Genomic DNA, 20,143 nt, shown 5'->3' with positions numbered 1-20,143 from the left:
ATAAAACCTTAGTACAATGCCCAGTTTAAACGTTAACGATATTGTAGCCCTGTTGCAACAGGCTACGGAAAATGGGGTCACTATATCATTTGAAAACGACAGCCTCTTATTGAATATTGAGGATGACAGGGAGGTCGACGAGTCGTTTCTCGTCAAATTAAGACAGCATAAAGTTCACCTGATTGAATACCTGAAACAAAAAGATACCGAACAGGAATATGCCTCGGCCATTATGCCGCTGGCCGGCATCTTTGAAGGCCATGTGCCCCTGTCGTACAGCCAGGAGCGCCTTTGGTTTATCGACCAGCTGCAGGGAAGCGTGCAATATCATATGAAAGGCGCTTTCCGCGTAAAAGGCCGGCTGGACACAGCCTCGCTGGAACGTACTTTTCAGGCGATCGTCAACAGGCACGAAATACTGCGTACGGTCATCTTACAGGAAGAAGGCCGGCCATACCAGCATGTGCTGGAAAAAGACCGCTGGCACCTGGGCTTAACAGATGATGAGCGTTATCGGGAAGACCCCGTGCAGCTGGACGCTTACATTACCACCCTGTTCAATATCCCCTTCGATCTTACCTCTGACCATACTTTCCGGGCTCATCTCATTAAATTATCGCCGGAGGAACACATGCTGGTGATCGTCATCCATCACATCGCAGCGGATGGCTGGTCCATGTCTGTGTTGTTCCGGGAAATGGTGGAACTGTACGCCGTATATACCGGCGGCCATACTGACACGACAGAGCCGCTACCGGTACAATATGCTGATTATGCCATATGGCAGCGCAAATATTTGCAGGGTATTTTCCTGGATAAAAAATTAGCCTACTGGCGCAGGAAACTGTCCGGCACTACCTTGCTGGAACTGCCCACTGATGGGGACAGGGGCATGCTGAAAAGCACGCGCGGCGCCATGATCACCTTCATGATCGATGCAGCGCTGACAAACGGGTTGCGCCAGCTTTCACGTGAACAAAATGCCACCCTGTACATGACATTGCTGGCGGCATTTAAAGTGCTGCTGTACCGCTATAGCGGCGTGGATGATGTCTGCGTGGGCGGCGCCATCGCCGGCAGAACACAGACGGAAATAGAAGAGCTCATTGGATTTTTTGTCAATACGTTGGCACTCAGAAGTGATCTGAGTGGCAACCCTGCATTTACCAACTTCCTTGCCCAGGTGAGAAATACCATGCTGGACGCCTACGAGCACCAGGACGCACCGTTTGAAAAAGTGGTGGAGATGATGGGCGGCGAAAGAGATGTGAGCAAGAACCCGCTTTCCCAGGTGATATTTGTGCTGGACAATGAACCCCCCATGCCGGCATTAAAAATGGGCGAGACAATCATCACCCGTGAACCGGTAAAACATATCACCAGCCTGTTTGATCAGTACTGGTCGCTCCTTGAGCAGCCTGATGGTATCCAGGTAGAGCTGGAATACTGCGTGGACCTGTTCAGCGAAGCTACCATGCAGCGCATGGTAACCCATTACCTGCAACTGCTCCGCAGCATAGTGGCTAACCCCACCGTGCAAGTGGGCGCTTTCGATATTCTTCCTGCCGGGGAGAAAGAAGCCGTGCTGCATATTTTCAATAAAACGGCCGTGGCTTATCCTGCCGGTCAAACCATCATGGCCCTCTTCGATCAGCAGGCGCAGAAAACACCTGCTGCCGTGGCGTTGTCTTTCGGAAGCGAGCAGCTGACCTACAAAACACTGGAAGACCGTACAAACCAACTGGCGCAATACCTGAAGACACTGGGCGTCCGCCCGGGCGCGTTTGTGCCTGTATGCCTGGACCGTTCTGTAGAGCTGATCGTCAGTATCCTCGGTATTCTGAAAGCCGGCGGCGTATATGTGCCCATTGATCCGGAATATCCCAGGGAACGTATCCGCTTTATGTTGCAGGACACCGGCGGCAACAGGATACTCACCAGTACGGCCTATCAGGCGCTGTTACTGGAAGCCGCGCCGGATGCCGTACTACTGTGCACCGATCAGATGGCGGCGGCGTTGGATGCCCAGCCGGCCATACCTGTTCAGACAAATCTTAACGCTGATGCCATCGCCTATGTGATGTATACCTCCGGATCTACCGGCAAGCCCAAAGGTGCATTGGTAACACATCGCAACGTAGTGAGCCTGGCCACCGGCGGCAACTTCGTACCGCTCGGACCAGACGATGTGTTGTTGTCTACCGGCTCTCCGTCCTTTGATGCCACCACCATAGAATACTGGGGGATGTTGCTCAATGGCGGCCAGCTGGTGATGTGCCCGCAGAACCATTTTCTCGATAACCGCCTGTTGCGTGAAGAGATCCGCAACCGGAAAGTCACCAAGATGTGGTTTACCGCCAGTTGGTTTAACCAGTTGGTGGATGATGATATACAATTGTTTGAAGGCCTTTCCACAGTGATGGTGGGAGGGGAGAAGTTATCAGAGGAACATATCCGCCGCTTCCGTGCGGCGTGGCCGCAGACCACCGTCATTAACGGTTACGGCCCTACGGAGAATACTACTTTCTCTCTTACCTATCCCATTGATACCTTGACGCGCGGTAAAAGTATTCCTATCGGCCGGCCGCTGGGCAATCGTACCGCGTACGTGCTGGACGTTTTCGGCAACCCTGCGCCCATCGGCGTAGCGGGAGAACTATACGTAGGCGGCGCCGGCGTGTCAGCAGGTTACCTGCACCAGCCGGAACTTACCGCGGAAAAATTTGTGGCAGATCTGTTCAGCGGCGAACAGGGCGCCCGGTTGTACCGTACCGGCGACCGCGCCCGCTGGCTGGCTGACGGCACGGTGGAATACCTCGGCCGTATAGACGATCAGGTGAAAATAAGGGGCTATCGCATCGAACCCGGAGAGATAGAAAAAGTGCTCAACAACCTCGATGAGGTGATGGCCGGCGCCGTAGTGGTAAAACAACAGGCGCCCGGTGAAAAACGACTGGTAGGCTATTATATCCCCGACCAGCAGGCTATACGGAAAAAAGAAGCCCAGCTGTACCTGCAACAGGTAGAGACATGGAAAGAACTGTATGAAACGGCCTACACCAAAGCGGAAGAAGTACCCGACCTGGACGAGGAGTTTAACATCACCGGCTGGAACGACAGCTTCACCGGCGGCGCTATTGCGCCTGAGCTCATGGCCCGGTGGTTGCAGGACATCACGAAAGTCATCCTCGCTGAATCACCCAAACGGGTACTCGAAATCGGTAGTGGTACCGGTCTGATCTACTATCAGCTGGCAGGTCATATAGAGCGCTACATCGGCACTGACTTCTCCAGCGTGTCCATGGCGCAGATACAGCGCAGGATAGACAAGAAAGAGCGTATTTACCCGGATACCACGCTGAAACTGTGCGCTGCACATGATGTGACGATCGATGAACAGGAATCCATCGATACCATCATCCTCAACTCCATTGTGCAGTATTTTCCGGGCGAACAATATATGACAGACGTGCTGACCAAATGTGTGTCCCTGCTGAAAGGAGAAGGCACCATTATCATCGGCGACGTCCGGGACCTCCGTTTACTGCCGTCCTTTAAACGCCGGCTGCAAATGGATGTGCTGCAGGACAGAACAAACATCCGTGAATTTAACTGGCAGGTGGAACAAGAGGTGCTGAAAGAAGAGGAGCTGTGTTTCTCTCCCGCCTACTTTTACCAGCTGGCCCAGATCTTCCCGGAGATCACTCATATCAATATCCAGTGGAAAGAAGCCGACTACAGTAATGAGTTGAGCCTTTACCGTTATACGGTCGTCATCCATGTAGGAAAGGAGAAGAACGTGCTGCGCACCGACTGGCAGGCATGGGACACACTGGAAGACAAAAGCAGTGTGCTCGAAGACCTGGCAACGGGCAAAGACATCATCGCCTTAAAGGATGTGCCTAACCCAAGGTTGTGGAAGGAGCGGCTGCTGGACCTGGCAGTACGGAGCAAAGCTGTGGAAACAGTACGCGAACTGACGGCCTTCAGTGCCAAGCCTGATCCGGAAACCCATATGGTGCAGGAAATTATCCGGCTGGCCAAAACCAAAGGATACCACTATCGTCTGCTGCTGCATGAAGATCCGCTGAAAGTGGACATGGTACTGGAACGCCATCCTTTTGACGGCGTTATAGAGCGCGCTGCAGCGCCTGCGACAGCTGCGGCCACACCAAAGACCAGCGTGCCGCTGTTCCCCGATATCTGTGCGCTGATACAGCGGGATATCCGTGAAACAATGGCGAAACTACTGCCGGAATACATGGTCCCCACTGATTTTATAGCCCTGCAGCAGTTGCCGCTGACCAACAATGGTAAAACAGACCGCCGCTTCCTGGCCGAGAGGGAAGACATGCAGCGCAAAAGCAGTATCTACTATCAGGCGCCCGTGACGCCTACGGAGCGGGAACTGGCAGCGATCTGGACCGACCTGCTCCGTGTGGAGACTATCGGCGTAAAAGACAATTTCTTCGAATCCGGTGGGCACTCGTTGCTGGCCACCCGCGCGGTATCGGCCATCAGGAAAGCAATGAATGTGGAGTTGACAGTAAGGGACTTCTTCCTGTATCCCACCATCAGCGACCTGGCTGTTTACCTGGACCAGCAGGACAGAAGCAGTTTGCTGCCGCCTGTGCTGACCGGTCGTCGCCCGTCGTTGATACCGTTATCGTTTAGCCAGGAACGTTTGTGGTTTATCGACGAACTTGAAGGTTCCTTAGCTTATCATATGCCACTGGCCCTGCGCCTGAAAGGCGCGCTGAACAAAGATGCGCTGGCAAAAGCCTTGCAGGCGCTGGTGAACCGTCACGAGATATTGCGTACCGTTATCCGTGAGAAAAATGGTACCGCCTATCAGCAGGTGATGGATAAAGACAGGTGGAAGATGGACGTTTCGCAGTGGGACCTGCGCCGCACAGATGCGGCTACCTTGCATGCGCATATTCTGTCTGTGGTCAATACACCGTTCAATCTTTCGGAAGACCATATGCTGCGGGCGCACCTGATGGAAGGCGCCAACGAAGAATACATTCTGGTGATGGCCATGCACCATATTGCCTCCGACGGTTGGTCTGTTTCCATACTGGTGAACGAACTGGCGGCTTACTATGAAGCCTATACGGAGGACAGTCCGGCCGCTGTGGCGGAACTGGAGCTGCAATACGCTGACTATGCCGTTTGGCAACGCAGCTGGTTAACACCTGAAGTGCTGGACACGCGGCTGGAATACTGGAAAAAACAACTGGAAAGCGTAGCGCCTTTGAACCTGCCTACAGACCGTACCCGTCCGGTAGTGCAGAGCAGACGGGGCAGCATGGCTTCATTCAAAATAGAAAATATCCTAAAGGAACAATTAAAACAGCTCGCCCAGCAACAGGATGTGACCTTGTTCATGACATTGCTGGCTGCATTTAAGGTACTATTACACCGTTATAGCGGACAGGATGATATTTGCGTGGGCAGCCCCGTTGCCGGCAGGATACAGCAGGAAGTGGAAGGACTGATCGGCTTCTTCGTGAACACGCTGGCACTGCGCAGTGATCTGGGCAACAATCCTTCCTTTACAGCATTGCTGCAACAGGTGAAAGAAACAACGCTGGGCGCTTACGATCACCAGGAAGTGCCTTTTGAGAAAATAGTAGATGCGGTAGTGACCAGCAGGGACCTGAGCAGAACGCCGTTGTTCCAGGTGGTCTTCGGTTTGCAGAACATGCCGGATATCCCGGCCATCAGCCTTGGCAGCGTGTCCGTGAAAGAAGAAGTGTTTGAGCATACTACCGCGCAGTTCGACCTGAGTTTCTCTGCCATCGAAAACCGCGACGGTATTGATGTCAACGTGGAATATTGCAGCGACCTGTTTGACCATCAGACAATTGTTCGTTTGTGGCAGCATTTTGAGCAGCTGCTGCGCAGCGTGGTGTTGAAGCCGGAAGAAAAAATCGGTTTATTGCCGATGCTGGTCAAAGGAGAACGCGAACAGCTGCTGGAAGCTTTCAATGCTGCCGCTGTCGGGTATCCCAAAGAGAAAACTATTGTAGACCTGCTGATGGAACAGGCGCTTCGTACGCCTGATGCCGTAGCCGTGTCGCTGGACAACGATATGCTGACCTATCGCGAGCTGCATGCGCGCTCCAACCAACTGGCGCATCACCTGCGCGAAAAAGGCGTACAGGAAGACACACTGGTGCCTATCTGCATAGAAAGGTCGTTGGAGATGATCATCGGTATCCTGGGCATTCTGAAAGCAGGTGGCGCGTATGTGCCCATTGACCCCGACTATCCGGAAGAGCGCATCCGCTTTATGCTGGATGATACCGCCGCTACGGTGATCGTTACCAGCAGCGCCTGCAAAGACAAGGTGAAAACCAATCGTAAAAATACCACGGTGGTGGCGGTAGATAAAAAACTGCGTACGCCTGCCGCGCATAAAGCGGAACCCCCGGTTACCCGGTTGCGCCCCTCCAACCTCGCTTATGTGATTTATACCTCCGGTTCTACCGGTAACCCCAAAGGCGTGCTCATAGAGCATCGCAACGTAGTACGCCTGTTTGAAACGGACGCGCCTTTATATGACTTTAACAGTGACGATGTGTGGACCATGTTCCACTCTTTCTGCTTCGACTTCTCTGTTTGGGAAATGTATGGCGCGCTGTTTTACGGCGGCCGTGTGGTGATCGTGCCTAAGCCCGTAGCGCAGGATGCTATTGCTTTCGGCGAGTTGTTGCTGCGTGAAAAGGTGACTGTCCTGAACCAGACGCCTTCTGCTTTCTATGTGTTACAGGATTATCTGACCGGCGTTGCAGATGCTGTTCCGGTACGTTACGTGATCTTCGGCGGTGAGGCGCTGAACCCCGGTAAAGTGCAGCCATGGCTACAGTTGTATCGTAACTGCCGCCTGATCAATATGTATGGCATTACCGAAACAACCGTACACGTTACGTATCAGCCGATAGAATTACATCATGCCAATAGCGGCAGCGTTATTGGTGTGCCTATTCCTACACTGAGCTTATATATCCTGGACCCATACGGCGGACTGGCGCCGGCGGGCGTGGCTGGAGAGCTGCACGTAGGGGGCGCCGGCCTGGCGAGAGGTTACCTCCATCGTCCGGACCTCACCGAAACACGATTCGTGGCAGACCCGTTCAGCAACGAACCCAATGCCCGCATGTACCGCACCGGCGACCTTGGCCGCTGGCTGCCGGATGGTTCGCTGGAATACCTGGGCCGTATAGATGACCAGGTAAAAATCCGTGGCTTCCGTATTGAGCTGGGCGAGGTTGAAAACGTGATGACCAAATGCGAGCTGGTGAACCAGGCGGTAGTATTGGCGAAGGCAGACAACAAAGGCAACAAACGCCTGGTGGGCTACGTAGTGCCTAACGGAACTTATGACAGAGCGGCTATACTGGCCTATCTGAAAGATAAGTTGCCCGATTATATGGTGCCGGCCATCCTGGTGGAACTGGACAAACTGCCACTGACCCGTAATGGCAAAGTAGATAAAAAAGCACTGCCCGACGCTGACGCCGGTGCTGTGCTGACCAATGAATACATCGCTCCGCGTACGGACACTGAACGCGCGCTGGCGCTCATCTGGAAAGACCTGCTCGGTGTGGAACGCGTAGGGCTGCACGACAATTTCTTCGAACTGGGAGGTGACTCTATCATCACAATACAAGTGGTCAGCCGTGCCCGTCGTGCCGGTTATCACCTGCACCCGCGCGACCTGTTCCTGCATCAGACCATCGGAGGCCTGGCAGCCATGCTGGGCACCGGCCAACAGGCAGTGAATGCAGGTGAGCAGGGAACGCTCACCGGTGAAAGCGCATTGTTGCCCATTCAACAATGGTACTTTAACAGTGAGCCGCCTACTGTGTCTCACTATAACCAGGGCTTGTGGGTTAAGATCGATAAAGACATTACACCTGAAGCCATCGCAACGGCCGTGGCGGGCCTGGTCCGTTACCACGATGCGCTGCGTTTCACGTACAAACAACAAACAACCGGTTGGACACAATATTACAGCGATGCAGAAGGAACCCTTGAAGTGGTGGACCTGCATGCGGTTTCTCCTGCGGCCTTACAGGAACAGGTATTGTCATATGCTGATGCTGCCCACCGCAGTCTGGACATTAGGGCCGGTGTATTGTTACATGCTACGCTGTTGTTAACGCCTTCGGCGGAAGCTCATAACCATTTGCTGCTGGCAATCCATCACCTCGCGGTAGATGGCGTGTCATGGAGAATCATACTGGAAGATCTGGCTCTGCTGCTGAAAAACAAAGACAACAAACAGCTGGAAGAGGTACTTGGCGCCAAAGGTACGTCCATGCGCCAATGGCAGCAAGCGCTGGCCAGCTATGGTAGCCAGGCGCTGCTGAGCAGCCAGCCGGCTTACTGGGAGAAAATTGCCAGTCATTATGCGCCGCTGGAAAAACAGAAGCGCGCTGCACAATCTGTAACACTGAAGGATGTACGCCAACAGCAGGTACGACTGGACGCGGAGAAAACGCTCGCCCTGTTACAGGAGGCGCCCAGGGCCTATCACACAGAAATCAATGATATCCTGTTGTGCGCTTTGGCGCAGTCGGTGGCTGCATGGAACGGCCGGCAGCAGGTGATCATCGGCCTGGAAGGCCATGGTCGCGAAGATATTGCCAAAGGCGTTGATACCACCCATACGGTGGGCTGGTTCACCACGTTGTACCCGGTGTTGCTGGATGTGGCAGGCCAACAGGCAACAGGCGCTGTACTGAAATCCGTGAAAGAACAACTCCGGCAGGTGCCCGACAGAGGCATCGGTTTCGGAGTGCTGAAATATCTCACTAAAGTCCCTGCGTTGCAGGGTAAAGATCCATGGGACATCGTGTTCAACTACCTCGGTCAGGCTGACCGCGTGGTAAGTGAAGCAGGGCCTGTCCGCCATGCGGAAGAGCTGCCGGGACAGGGCATGGCGTTGGATTATCCCGTGCACGAAAAAATAGCGGTCAATAGCGTTGTTCAAAATGGAGAACTGGTGCTCGACTGGAGTTACAGCACGCTTCACTTTGATGCTGCGGACATTGCCGCACTCTCTGCACTGTATCTCACGAAACTGGAAGAGCTGATTGCACATTGTGCCGCGAAACAGGATGCTGTTTTCACGCCGTCTGATTTCGGTCTGGGCAATGTTGTCAGCATCCCCGAGCTGGACGTCTTTATGGCGGCTGATTTCAAAGGCGTGCCAAGACAGGGGCAGGTAGAAGGCATCTATCGCCTTAGTGGCTTGCAGGAAGGTATGCTCTTCCACGGACTGTATGACAAACACAACGCAGCGTACATTGAACAGCTGGGATGTGACCTGGATGATCCGGACATTGCAATACTGGAACAAAGCTGGAATTACCTGCTTGGCCGCTACAGCGTGCTACGCACCGGTTTCTACTACGATGATTTCAGTGTGCCGGTGCAATGTGCCTACCACGACGTGAAAATGCCTTTCACCGTGCTGGACTACAGCCATCTGGACGCCGTCGCGCAACAACAGGCAATAAGGGATTATGAACTGGCAGATCAGGAAAGAGGCATTGATTTTACAGAAGTACCGTTGATGCGCGTGGCGCTGATACGCTTACAGGACAAGCGTTACCGGATGTTGTGGACATTCCATCACATCCTGTTCGATGGCTGGTCGCTGGCGGTGTTACTGGAAAATCTGCTGAACACCTACGAAAAACTGTCGGCCGGGCAACCCTTAGGCACCTACGAAAAAGATCAGTACAGTGATTATATCCACTACGTGGAGCAGCAGGACAAAGCGCAGGCTTCTGCTTACTGGCAGCGGTACCTGAAAGATGTGGACGAAGGAACACTGTTGCCGTTCATTCCCGCTACCGCTGAACGTACCAAAGGCGCCGGCATTTACAAAGCTGTCAGCATACTGCTGAATAAAGATGCTACCGCTACACTGACCCGTTTCGCCCAACAGCAAAGGGTCACCATCAATACTATTATGCAGGGCGTGTGGGCGTTCCTGTTATCCAGGTATACCGGTCGCAACGAAGTGACCTATGGCGTTACTGTTTCCGGTCGCCCGGAAGACCTGGCGGGCATAGAGCAACGCGTCGGTCTGTATATCAATACGCTGCCACTGCATACCACAGTACAGGAAGACAGCCGAATGGTGTCCTGGTTGCAGGACATACAGGGTGCCCAGCTGGAAAGCAGGGAATTCCAGTACACCGGTTTGGATACTATCCAGCGCGGCGCCGGTATTTCAGGCGATCTGTTTGATACCCTGCTGGTGTTTGAAAACTATCCGGTGAGCAAAGCGGTAAATGCCGGTCACTGGCGCCTGCGGATAGATAATGCATCTGTCCATGAGCATACCAACTATCCGATGGACATTATCATCGAGGCAGGAGAGGAAACGAGCATCCGCTTTAATTACAATTCCGATATCCTTTCAGGTGATTATGTAAACGCCATCGCCGGACATTTTGAACAGGTTTTGTTACAGGTCATGTCGTCCGGTAACCTGTTGGTACGGGAACTGGAATGGCTGACCAACGCAGAACGCGAACAACTGGCAGCGTTTAATGATACTGCAAAAGATTATCCACAGGACAAAACATTGATAAGCCTCTTCACCGAACAGGCCAATCGTACGCCGGATGCCATCGCGACTGTCTTTGAAGAGGAAGCATTGACTTACCGTCAGCTGGAGGAGCGTTCTGCGCAACTGGCTGGTTATCTGCATAGCAAAGGAGTAGGCAAAGAAACACTGGTGCCCGTTTTACTGGAACGTTCCAACGCCATGATCGTAGCTATTCTTGGCGTGTTGCGTGCCGGTGGCGCTTATGTGCCCGTAGACCCGTCTTATCCTGAAGACCGTGTACATTACATGTTGAAGGACACCAGGGCGGCGGTGGTACTGGGTGATAGCCGCACAGCGGCCCTGATGCCTCCGGATGTGACGGTGATCAGGCTGGACAGCGACTGGGAAACTATTAGCAGCCGTTCTGCTATAGCACCGGACGTGAAGATCACACCGGATAACCTGGCCTATGTGATTTATACTTCCGGCTCTACCGGTAATCCGAAAGGTGCGATGAACGAACACAGAGGGGTGGTGAACCGCCTGCTCTGGACACAGGATTATTTTGGCCTCGTGCCGGAAGATGCTGTGTTGCAGAAAACGACTTTCAGTTTCGACGTATCTGTATGGGAGCTGCTCTGGCCTTTGATCTGCGGCGCCAAACTGGTGTTCGCCAAACCAGAAGGGCAGAAGGACGCAGACTACCTGCAGTCGGCCATTCAGCGTTATGGCATCACGACTATTCACTTCGTGCCTTCACTGTTGAATGTGTTCCTGGAAAACATTACCGGCGGCGCCTGCCCGTCACTGCAGCGCGTGCTGTGCAGCGGTGAGGCCCTGAAGCCTCAACAGGTAATGGCCGTGCGGGAAAAACTGCCGCATGTGGAGCTGTATAACCTGTACGGGCCTACGGAAGCGGCTATTGATGTTACCTGCTGGCATGCAACTGCTACATCGGGTCATATAGATATAGTGCCGATAGGGAAGCCTGTGGCCAACACACAACTCTATATTGTAGACAAAACCGGTCATCTGCTGCCTCCGGGTATTGCAGGCGAATTGCACATCGGGGGCGCACAGGTTGCCAGAGGCTACCTGCACCGCACAGACCTGACCCGGGAAAAATTTGTGGCAGATCCTTTCAGTCAAACCGCCGGCGCCACCATGTACCGCACCGGTGACCTGTGCCGCTGGCTGCCTGACGGTAATATCGAATACCTGGGCCGTATAGACGACCAGGTAAAGATCCGTGGTTTCCGTGTGGAACCGGGCGAGATAGAAAATGCATTGCTTGATTCACAGCTGGTCAGCGATGCGGCCGTGGTCGTAAGGGAAGATGCCGGTGGAAACAGGCGCCTGATCGGTTATGTGGCGCCGGCAACGACATTCGATAAAGACGCAATCGTGTCCGCGCTCAGGGAACGGCTGCCTGAATACATGGTGCCGGCCATCCTTGTTCCGCTGGAAGCTATTCCGCTTACGGCCAGTGGAAAGGTTAACCGCAAAGCCCTGCCAGATCCTGATTTCACGACAGTGGCTGCCGGGGCCTATACGGCGCCGCGCAACGAAACGGAACAGGTACTCGCCGGCATATGGCAACAACTTCTTAACCTGCCGCGTATAGGCGTTTACGATAATTTCTTTGAATCCGGTGGTGATTCCATCATCACCATACAGGTGGTGAGCCGCGCCAGAAGGGCCGGACTGGAATTCCAACCCCGCGATATCTTTACGCACCAAACCATTGCTGCGCTGGCAACGGAACTGCAATCCCGCAGCAAAACGGTGCTGGCTGGAGAACAGGGCCTGTTGACAGGCACCAGCGGATTGCTGCCTATTCAGCAATGGTACCTGGAAACAGCCGGCGCAGATGCGCCGTACTTTAACCAAAGCGTGTTGCTGACGATCAGCAAAGAAGTCAATGCGGACAAGCTGGCAGCGGCTGTTAAACAACTGCTGGCCACACACGATGCGCTCCGCTTCAGATATACGCATAACGGCGATCAGTGGGAACAAGGCTATGGCAGTTATGAAGGCATGCTCGCCATCGAAGACCTGCAGGCTGTTCCGACCGCACAACTGCCGGACCGTATGGAGGAACTGGCGGCACAATATCACGCTACGCTTAGCCTGGAAAGTGGCATCCTTGTCAGAACAGTATTGGTGCATACACCTGCAGCGGAAAAAGACAACCGCCTGCTGATGGTGGTGCATCACCTGGCAGTGGACGGCGTTTCCTGGCGTATCCTGCTGGAAGACCTGGAACTGTTGCTGCAACAAGGACCTGCGGCGTTGACTATGCCAAAAGGCACCTCCTACCGCCAGTGGCAGCAGGCACTTACCAGCTATGGTCAATCTGCCCGCCTGCAAAACCAGCAGCCTTTCTGGGAACAGGTACAGGAACGTTACCTTCCTTTACCGACCGATTTCAGTGGTAAATCGGTTATAACGGCATCGGACCTCCGTACCCAGGAAGTGCGGTTGAACGCTGACCTGACGCAACAACTCTTACAACGCACCACCGCAGCCTACCGCACGGAAGTAAATGATCTGCTGCTGGCCGCATTAACGCGCACTCTCTCCGCCTGGAGCGGAGGGGCAGGCACGGTCATCGGCCTCGAAGGCCACGGCCGCGAAGACATTACTTCCGGCGTAGACACAAGCCGCACCGTGGGTTGGTTCACATCACTGTATCCGGTGTACCTGCCTGCCGCCGAAGGCGAAGGTCCGGACGCACTGCTGAAAACAGTGAAAGAAAGCCTGCGTAAGTTAACTGACAAAGGTATTGGTTACGGTGTGCTGAAATACATCAATAAAGTCCCGTCGCTGCAAGGCAACCACCCCTGGGACATCATCTTCAACTACCTCGGTCAGGTGGACAATGTGACGCAGCCCGGTAGTTACCTCGGTCTCGCTAAAGAATCTTCCGGTACCGGGTTGTCACCGGCACTGAGGATCAATGAAAAGATGGGCGTGGACTGCATCGTACAGGGAGGTGAACTGGTAGTACAATGGAAATACAGCCGGGCTCATTATGATGCGAACACTATCGCACAGCTGGCGGCAGACTACTTGTCACAACTGGAAACACTGGTACAGCATTGTGTGGCGCAACAGGAAACAAAAGCCACACCGGCAGATTACGGGCTGGGACAGGAAATCAGCTGGCAGGAGCTGGACCGCTTCATGGACGCGCAGTACAAAGGCGCCGGCCGCCGAAGCCAGGTGTCTGGCCTCTACCGCCTCAGCGGATTACAGGAAGGCATGCTCTTCCACGGCCTCTACGATGGCGAAAGCGGTACTTATATCGAACAATTCATCTGCGAACTGGAACAGTTGCGCCCGCATGCATTTATCCAGAGCTGGAACCGGCTGCTGCAACAATACACCATCCTTCGTACCGCATTTTATTACGATGAATTCAGCATCCCGGTACAATGCGTATACGAACAGGTGGAAATACCGGTCACCATACTCGACTATACCCATCTTGACAAAGCAGCGCAGGAAGAAGCTTTTGCCGCCTTTAAGGCAGATGACCTGCGTCAGGGATTTGACTTCCGGGAAGCGCCACTGATGCGGCTTACATTGGTGCAGCTGCAAGGCAACAGCTACCGGATGTTGTGGACGTCCCATCATATTTTGCTGGATGGCTGGTCACTACCAGTACTGGTAGACAGCCTGCTTAATACCTACGAGCTGCTGGTGACAGGTAAAGAACTGCCTGCCGTAACAACAGACCATTTTGAAGATTATATCCGTTATCAGGAAAAACAGGACAAGGAACAACTGGCTGCCTTCTGGAAACAATATCTGCAAGGCGCAACCGAAGGAACATTGTTGCCCTTTATAGACGCGGCCACGTCCAGGACCAAAGGCAGCGGCGTGTATCTTGAGCATCAGCTCCTGCTTGACCATGCCTTTACCCAAAGGCTGACAACTTTCGCGCAGCAAAATCATATTACCACCAGTACGCTGATGGAGGGCGTTTGGGCGTACCTGTTATATCGCTACACCGGCCGCGATGAAATCTCCTACGGTGTTACAGTGTCCGGAAGACCTGACGATCTGCCCGGCGTAGAACAAAGGGTAGGGCTATATATCAATACCCTGCCGCTCCATACCGGCATAGATGAAAAACAAGGCATCATAGCATGGTTACAGGCAATACAGGCAGGCCAGCTGAAAAGCCGCGACTACCAGTACGCCAGCCTGAACGATGTGCAGCAATGGACCGGCGTGGGCGCCGATTTGTTCGACAGTTCCATCACTTTCCAGAACTATCCGGTCACTGAAGTACTGGAAGCGCGCGAATGGGCATTAAGGATAAAGAATGTGGAGATACATCCGCATACCAACTATCCGCTGACCATCATCATCGCCATCGCAGAACAAACCTCGCTGTTGTTTGCCTATAACAGCGGGCTGTTGCCGGAAACAGCTGTTCGTATGATAGCAGGTCACTTCCGCGAAGTATTGGAGCAGATAGTGACGCAACAGACCGGAATACTGGCAGACATAGAGCCGCTGACAGCGGCGGAAAAAGCTGAGCTGGTCCATACTTCCGAAGTGGACTATCCTAAAGACGCTACTGTTGTGAGCCTGTTTGAAGCGCAGACCGGCCATGTGGCACGGGAAACAGCCGTTGTGTTTGAAGCGGAAAGCCTTACCTGGCAACAGCTGGAAGACCGCGCCAACCAACTGGCCCGTTACCTGCGTAACCTGGGCGTGCAACCCGGTGAACTGGTGCCCTTGTGCATAGAGCGTTCGGTGCACCTTATCATTGGTATGTTAGGTATCCTGAAAGCCGGTGCTGCATACGTGCCCATCGATCCTGAATTTCCGGCAGAGCGTATTGCTTTTGTGCTGAAAGATACCGGCGCCCGCATGGTGGTGAGCAGTGAAGCTTGTACAAAACTGCTGCCGCAATGCTCTTCCCTGCAAGTCATTGCCATTGACGGCGCTGCTTCGAAAACCGTCGCATTGGATACCACCCGTATAGGCGCTACAGTTACCCCGGACAGTGTGGCCTATGTGATTTATACTTCCGGCAGTACAGGGCAGCCCAAAGGCGTATTGGTGACCCATCGTAACCTGGTGGACTATACGTACGGCCTGAAAGCTGCCACACCACTGGATACCTGCCGTACCTTCGGCTTGTTGTCCAGCATTGCGACCGACCTTGGCAATACCGTGATCTTCGGTTCCCTGCTGACAGGCGGTGCACTGCATGTGTTCTCCAAAGACGCTATCAACGACCCTGAGAAAATCAACCGTTACCTGCGCCGTCATCCGCTGGATTGCATCAAAATTGTGCCTTCCCACTGGAAAGCGCTCTGCTCCGGCGATACGCTGCTGCTTCCTGAAAAGCTGCTGATATTCGGCGGTGAAGCATTAGAGGGCGGCGTGATAGACAGTGTCCGCGCAGCTAAGGCAACCTGCGTCGTAGTGAACCACTACGGCCCAACGGAGACGACTATTGGAAAACTGCTGCATGTGGTGAGCGCAGATAAGGTGTACGGAAAAACAGTGCCGATCGGCAAGCCATTCTCCAATACCAGTGTTTACATCGTGAGCGCGGCCGGGAAACTTTGTCCGGCGGGCGTGCCGGGAGAGCTGCTGATTGGCGGCGCCGGTGTGGCCAAAGGCTATTTACATCAACCAGCCCTCACTGAAAATAAATTTATCACTGACCCATTTCAGCCAGGCGCCGGCCAGCGGCTTTATCGCACCGGCGATCTGGTGAAATACCTGCCCGACGGGAACATCCTCTTTATGGGCCGCATAGACGACCAGGTAAAGATCAGGGGATACCGCGTGGAACCGGGAGAAATAGCATCCGTAGTGGCTGCCTTTGACAATATCAGTCAGGCAGTGGTGCTGGTGAAAACCGATGCCTCCGGAGAGAAACGCCTCGTGGCCTATGTAGTGGCCAATGGCGAATACGACCGGGAAGGCCTGGCAGCCTACATCCGTCAGGAACTGCCGGACTATATGCATCCTTCCGCCGTAGTGGTACTGGACCATTTTCCGCTGCTGCCGAATGGAAAAATTGACCGTAAGGCGCTGCCAGACCCCGAAGTGACGGTAACTACCGGTGATGACTATACGGCGCCGTCTACGCCAACGGAAATCAAAATGGCTGCTATCTGGGCCAGGTTGCTGGACGTGGAACAGGTAGGCCTGCATGACGATTTCTTTGCGCTGGGAGGACATTCTCTGCTGGCCATCCGCCTGATCTCTGCCATCCGTAAAGAACTGACGGCAGAAGTGGTGATCGGCGACGTGTTCGATTATCCTACCATCAAAGCCCTGTCGGCCCGCCTCGACGGCAACCGTGTGGACACTACGGTGCCTGCAGTCGTAAAACAAGACAGACCGAAACAAGTGCCCCTGTCGTTTAGCCAGGAACGTTTGTGGTTCATAGACCAGATGGAAGGCAGCGTTCACTATCACGTGCCAACGGTGCTGCGCCTCAAGGGCAACCTGCAGCCACAGGTGCTGGAAAATGCTTTCCAGACGATCGTTGACCGCCATGAGGTGTTACGCACTGTGATGGAGCAGGAAGACGGACAAGCCTTCCAGCGCGTGAAGCCTGCGGGCAACTGGTGCCTGGACAGGATCAGCCGTCCGGCTTATTTGAATGATAAGGAAGCCCTGCATGAAGAAATAGCCCGTTTGGTGGCAATACCGTTCGATCTGCAACATGATCACATGCTGCGCGTACACCTGATCTCCCTGTCAGAACAGGAGCACCTGATCGTGGTAATACTTCACCATATTGCCTCCGACGGATGGTCCAACACCATCCTTGTGGATGAACTGATGGAACTGTATGCCGCCGGCGTAGAAGCCCGTGCGCCACAACTGAAAGCATTGCCGGTGCAGTACGCGGACTATGCCCTCTGGCAAAGGAATTACCTCTCCGGTGACGTGCTCGAAGAACAGTTGGGATACTGGAAACGCCAGCTGAATGACGTGGCGCCGTTACAGCTGCCTACCGACTTTACCCGTCCGGCTGTACAAAGCACCCGTGGCGCGCGTTTCTGGTTCATGCTCGATGAGGAACTGACCGGCAACATACGGACCCTCTGCCACGAAGAAGGCGTGACGTTGTTTATGGCCCTGCTGGCCGCTTACAATGTGCTGCTGCATCGTTACAGCGGACAGGATGATATCTGCGTGGGCAGTCCGGTAGCAGGCAGAACACAGCACGAGTCAGAAGGACTGATAGGTTTGTTTATCAATACCATCGCGCTGCGCGCGGACCTGCGTGACAACCCGGTGTTCTCCTCTTTCCTGCAACAGGTGAAAGCCAGCACGCTCGGCGCCTTCACCCATCAGGAAGTGCCTTTTGAGAAAATCGTGGATGCGGTGGTGAAAGACCGTGATGTGAGCCGCACGCCACTGTTCCAGGCAGCCTTCGTGTTGCAGAACGCGCCGGCTATACCTGAGTTTAAATTACAGGACGTACAATTCACCATAGAAGATATCCCTTATACCACCACCAAAGTGGACCTCAACTTTACGCTGGAAGAAGTGGGAGGAGAGCTCCGGGGCTGTGTGGAATACTGCGCAGACCTCTTCCGGGAAGATACAATCCAGCGGATGGCCCGCCATTTTGAACAGCTGTTGCGTACTGCTGTGGCTACACCGCAAGCCAGCATTGGTTCTATGGCCATGCTGAACAGTGCGGAGGAAACAACACTCCTGCATACGTTCAATGCTTCAGCGGTTGATTATCCGCTCAATAATACCATTATCGACCAGCTGAAAATGCAGGTGGGGCTGCAACCGGAAGCTACCGCGCTCATATTTGCCGGCCAACATTTAAGCTACCGTGAGCTCGACGAACGCGCCGCACAGGTGGCGCACTATCTCCGCAGCAAAGGCGTGATCAACCGCTCACTGGTGCCTGTCTGCCTCGAACGTTCACTGGAAATGATCATCAGCATACTGGGCATCCTGAAGGCCGGTGCGGCCTATGTGCCCATCGATCCGGAATACCCGGCAGACCGTATCAGCTACATGCTGGCAGATACAGGCGCCGATGTAATGGTCAGTAGCTACAGCTGCGCAGAGAAACTGCGCGTGGCCAACCCTGATGCCACCATCGTGCTGGTCGATGAAGACGCCGCTGCCATCAGCAATTGCCCGGTGACAGAACCGGCTAAACTGCCTGCGCCCGAAGACCTGGCTTATGTGATCTACACTTCCGGTTCTACCGGTAAGCCTAAAGGCGTGATGCTGGAACACCGCGGCGTGGTCAACCTCGCCCTCAGCCAGCGTGATGCCTTGTGGCTCAAGCCTGGCATGCGTTCCCTCCAGTTTGCCTCTTTCGGCTTTGACGCTTCCTGCTATGAGATATTCAATACACTGCTGAGTGGCGGCATCCTGGTGCTGCCGCGTAAAGAAGACCTGCTGTCGGCCGACAGTTTCGCAGAACTGGTGAACACCCAACAGGTAGACCTGGTAACGCTGCCGCCTTCTTACCAGCATATTATCAAAGACGTACTGGGACCGGTAAAAACCATCGTGTCTGCGGGCGAGCCACTGAACCGTGAAGACGGTAAGTTCCTGCAGGGAAAAGGCATCCGCCTGATTAATGCCTACGGGCCTACGGAGAACACGGTATGTACCACGCTAACGGACCAGCCTATACGGGAAGATAACGTGGTGACCATCGGTAAGCCTATCGCCAACGTAAACGTGTACATACTGGACCGCTATGGTGCTTTGTGCCCCATCGGCGTGACAGGGGAGATGTGCATCGGCGGTGCTAACCTGGCCCGTGGTTACCTCCACCGGGAAACGCTGACCAGGGAGAAGTTTATCCCGCATCCATTCAGTACCGCGCCGGGCGCACGCCTGTACCGCACGGGTGATACCGCCCGCTGGCTGGCCGACGGAAACATCGAATACATCGGCCGTATAGACCATCAGGTGAAAATACGCGGCTTCCGCATTGAACTGGGTGAAATTGAAACCGTTCTCCAGGAATGCGCGCTGGTAAACGAAGCGGTGGTGCTGGCAAGGGCCGATGGCGCTGATAACAAACGGTTGGTAGGTTATATCGTGCCGCAGGGCGACTTTGACAAGGAAGGTATCCTCAGTTACCTGAAGGAAAAATTACCCGAATACATGGTGCCTGCCCTGTTGATACCCATGGAGCAACTGCCGGTAACTGCCAGCGGTAAAATAGACCGCCGCGCCCTGCCTGACCCGGACGATCTGCACAAAGGCACTTTCGTCGCGCCTCGCGATACCATGGAAGAAGACCTGGCCGCTATCTGGCAGGAACTGCTGGAGATACCACAGGTAGGCATATACGATGATTTCTTTGAACTGGGTGGTGACTCGCTGCTGGCAGTAAGGGTGGTGGCTCATCTCAAACGCAAGCTGGCTATCCAGCTCTCCGTGAGCAAACTGTTTGAGTGTAAGAACATCGCGCAGCTGGCTGCCTATATCCAGGCACTGACTGCCACCGCCTCGGCGGAAAATGATGCCGCCTACGATGTACACGAGCTGTAAGTCGGTATCCATGAACATTTACTGGTATTATAAACA

At 54.1% G+C, this 20,143-nt stretch carries 1 protein-coding gene; it reads left to right on the top strand.

Features of this window, described 5'->3' with window-relative positions; genetic code table 11:
• Positions 1-16 precede the first annotated feature (16 nt).
• On the top strand, positions 17-20,107 hold the full coding sequence (locus ACTJJS_RS29360; RefSeq protein ID WP_440667174.1) for a non-ribosomal peptide synthase/polyketide synthase: 20,091 nt from the start codon (positions 17-19) through the stop codon (positions 20,105-20,107).
• Positions 20,108-20,143 lie beyond the last annotated feature (36 nt).

Source organism: Chitinophaga sp. 22308, from assembly GCF_052045305.1.
Classification (GTDB): domain Bacteria; phylum Bacteroidota; class Bacteroidia; order Chitinophagales; family Chitinophagaceae; genus Chitinophaga; species Chitinophaga varians_A.
This window is presented reverse-complemented; position numbering and strand designations above follow the sequence as displayed.

Excerpts from the sequence above, each read along its gene's own strand:
- ACTJJS_RS29360 (WP_440667174.1), top strand. The coding sequence starts at position 17 with ATGCCCAGTTTAAACGTTAACGATATTGTAGCCCTGTTGCAACAGGCT.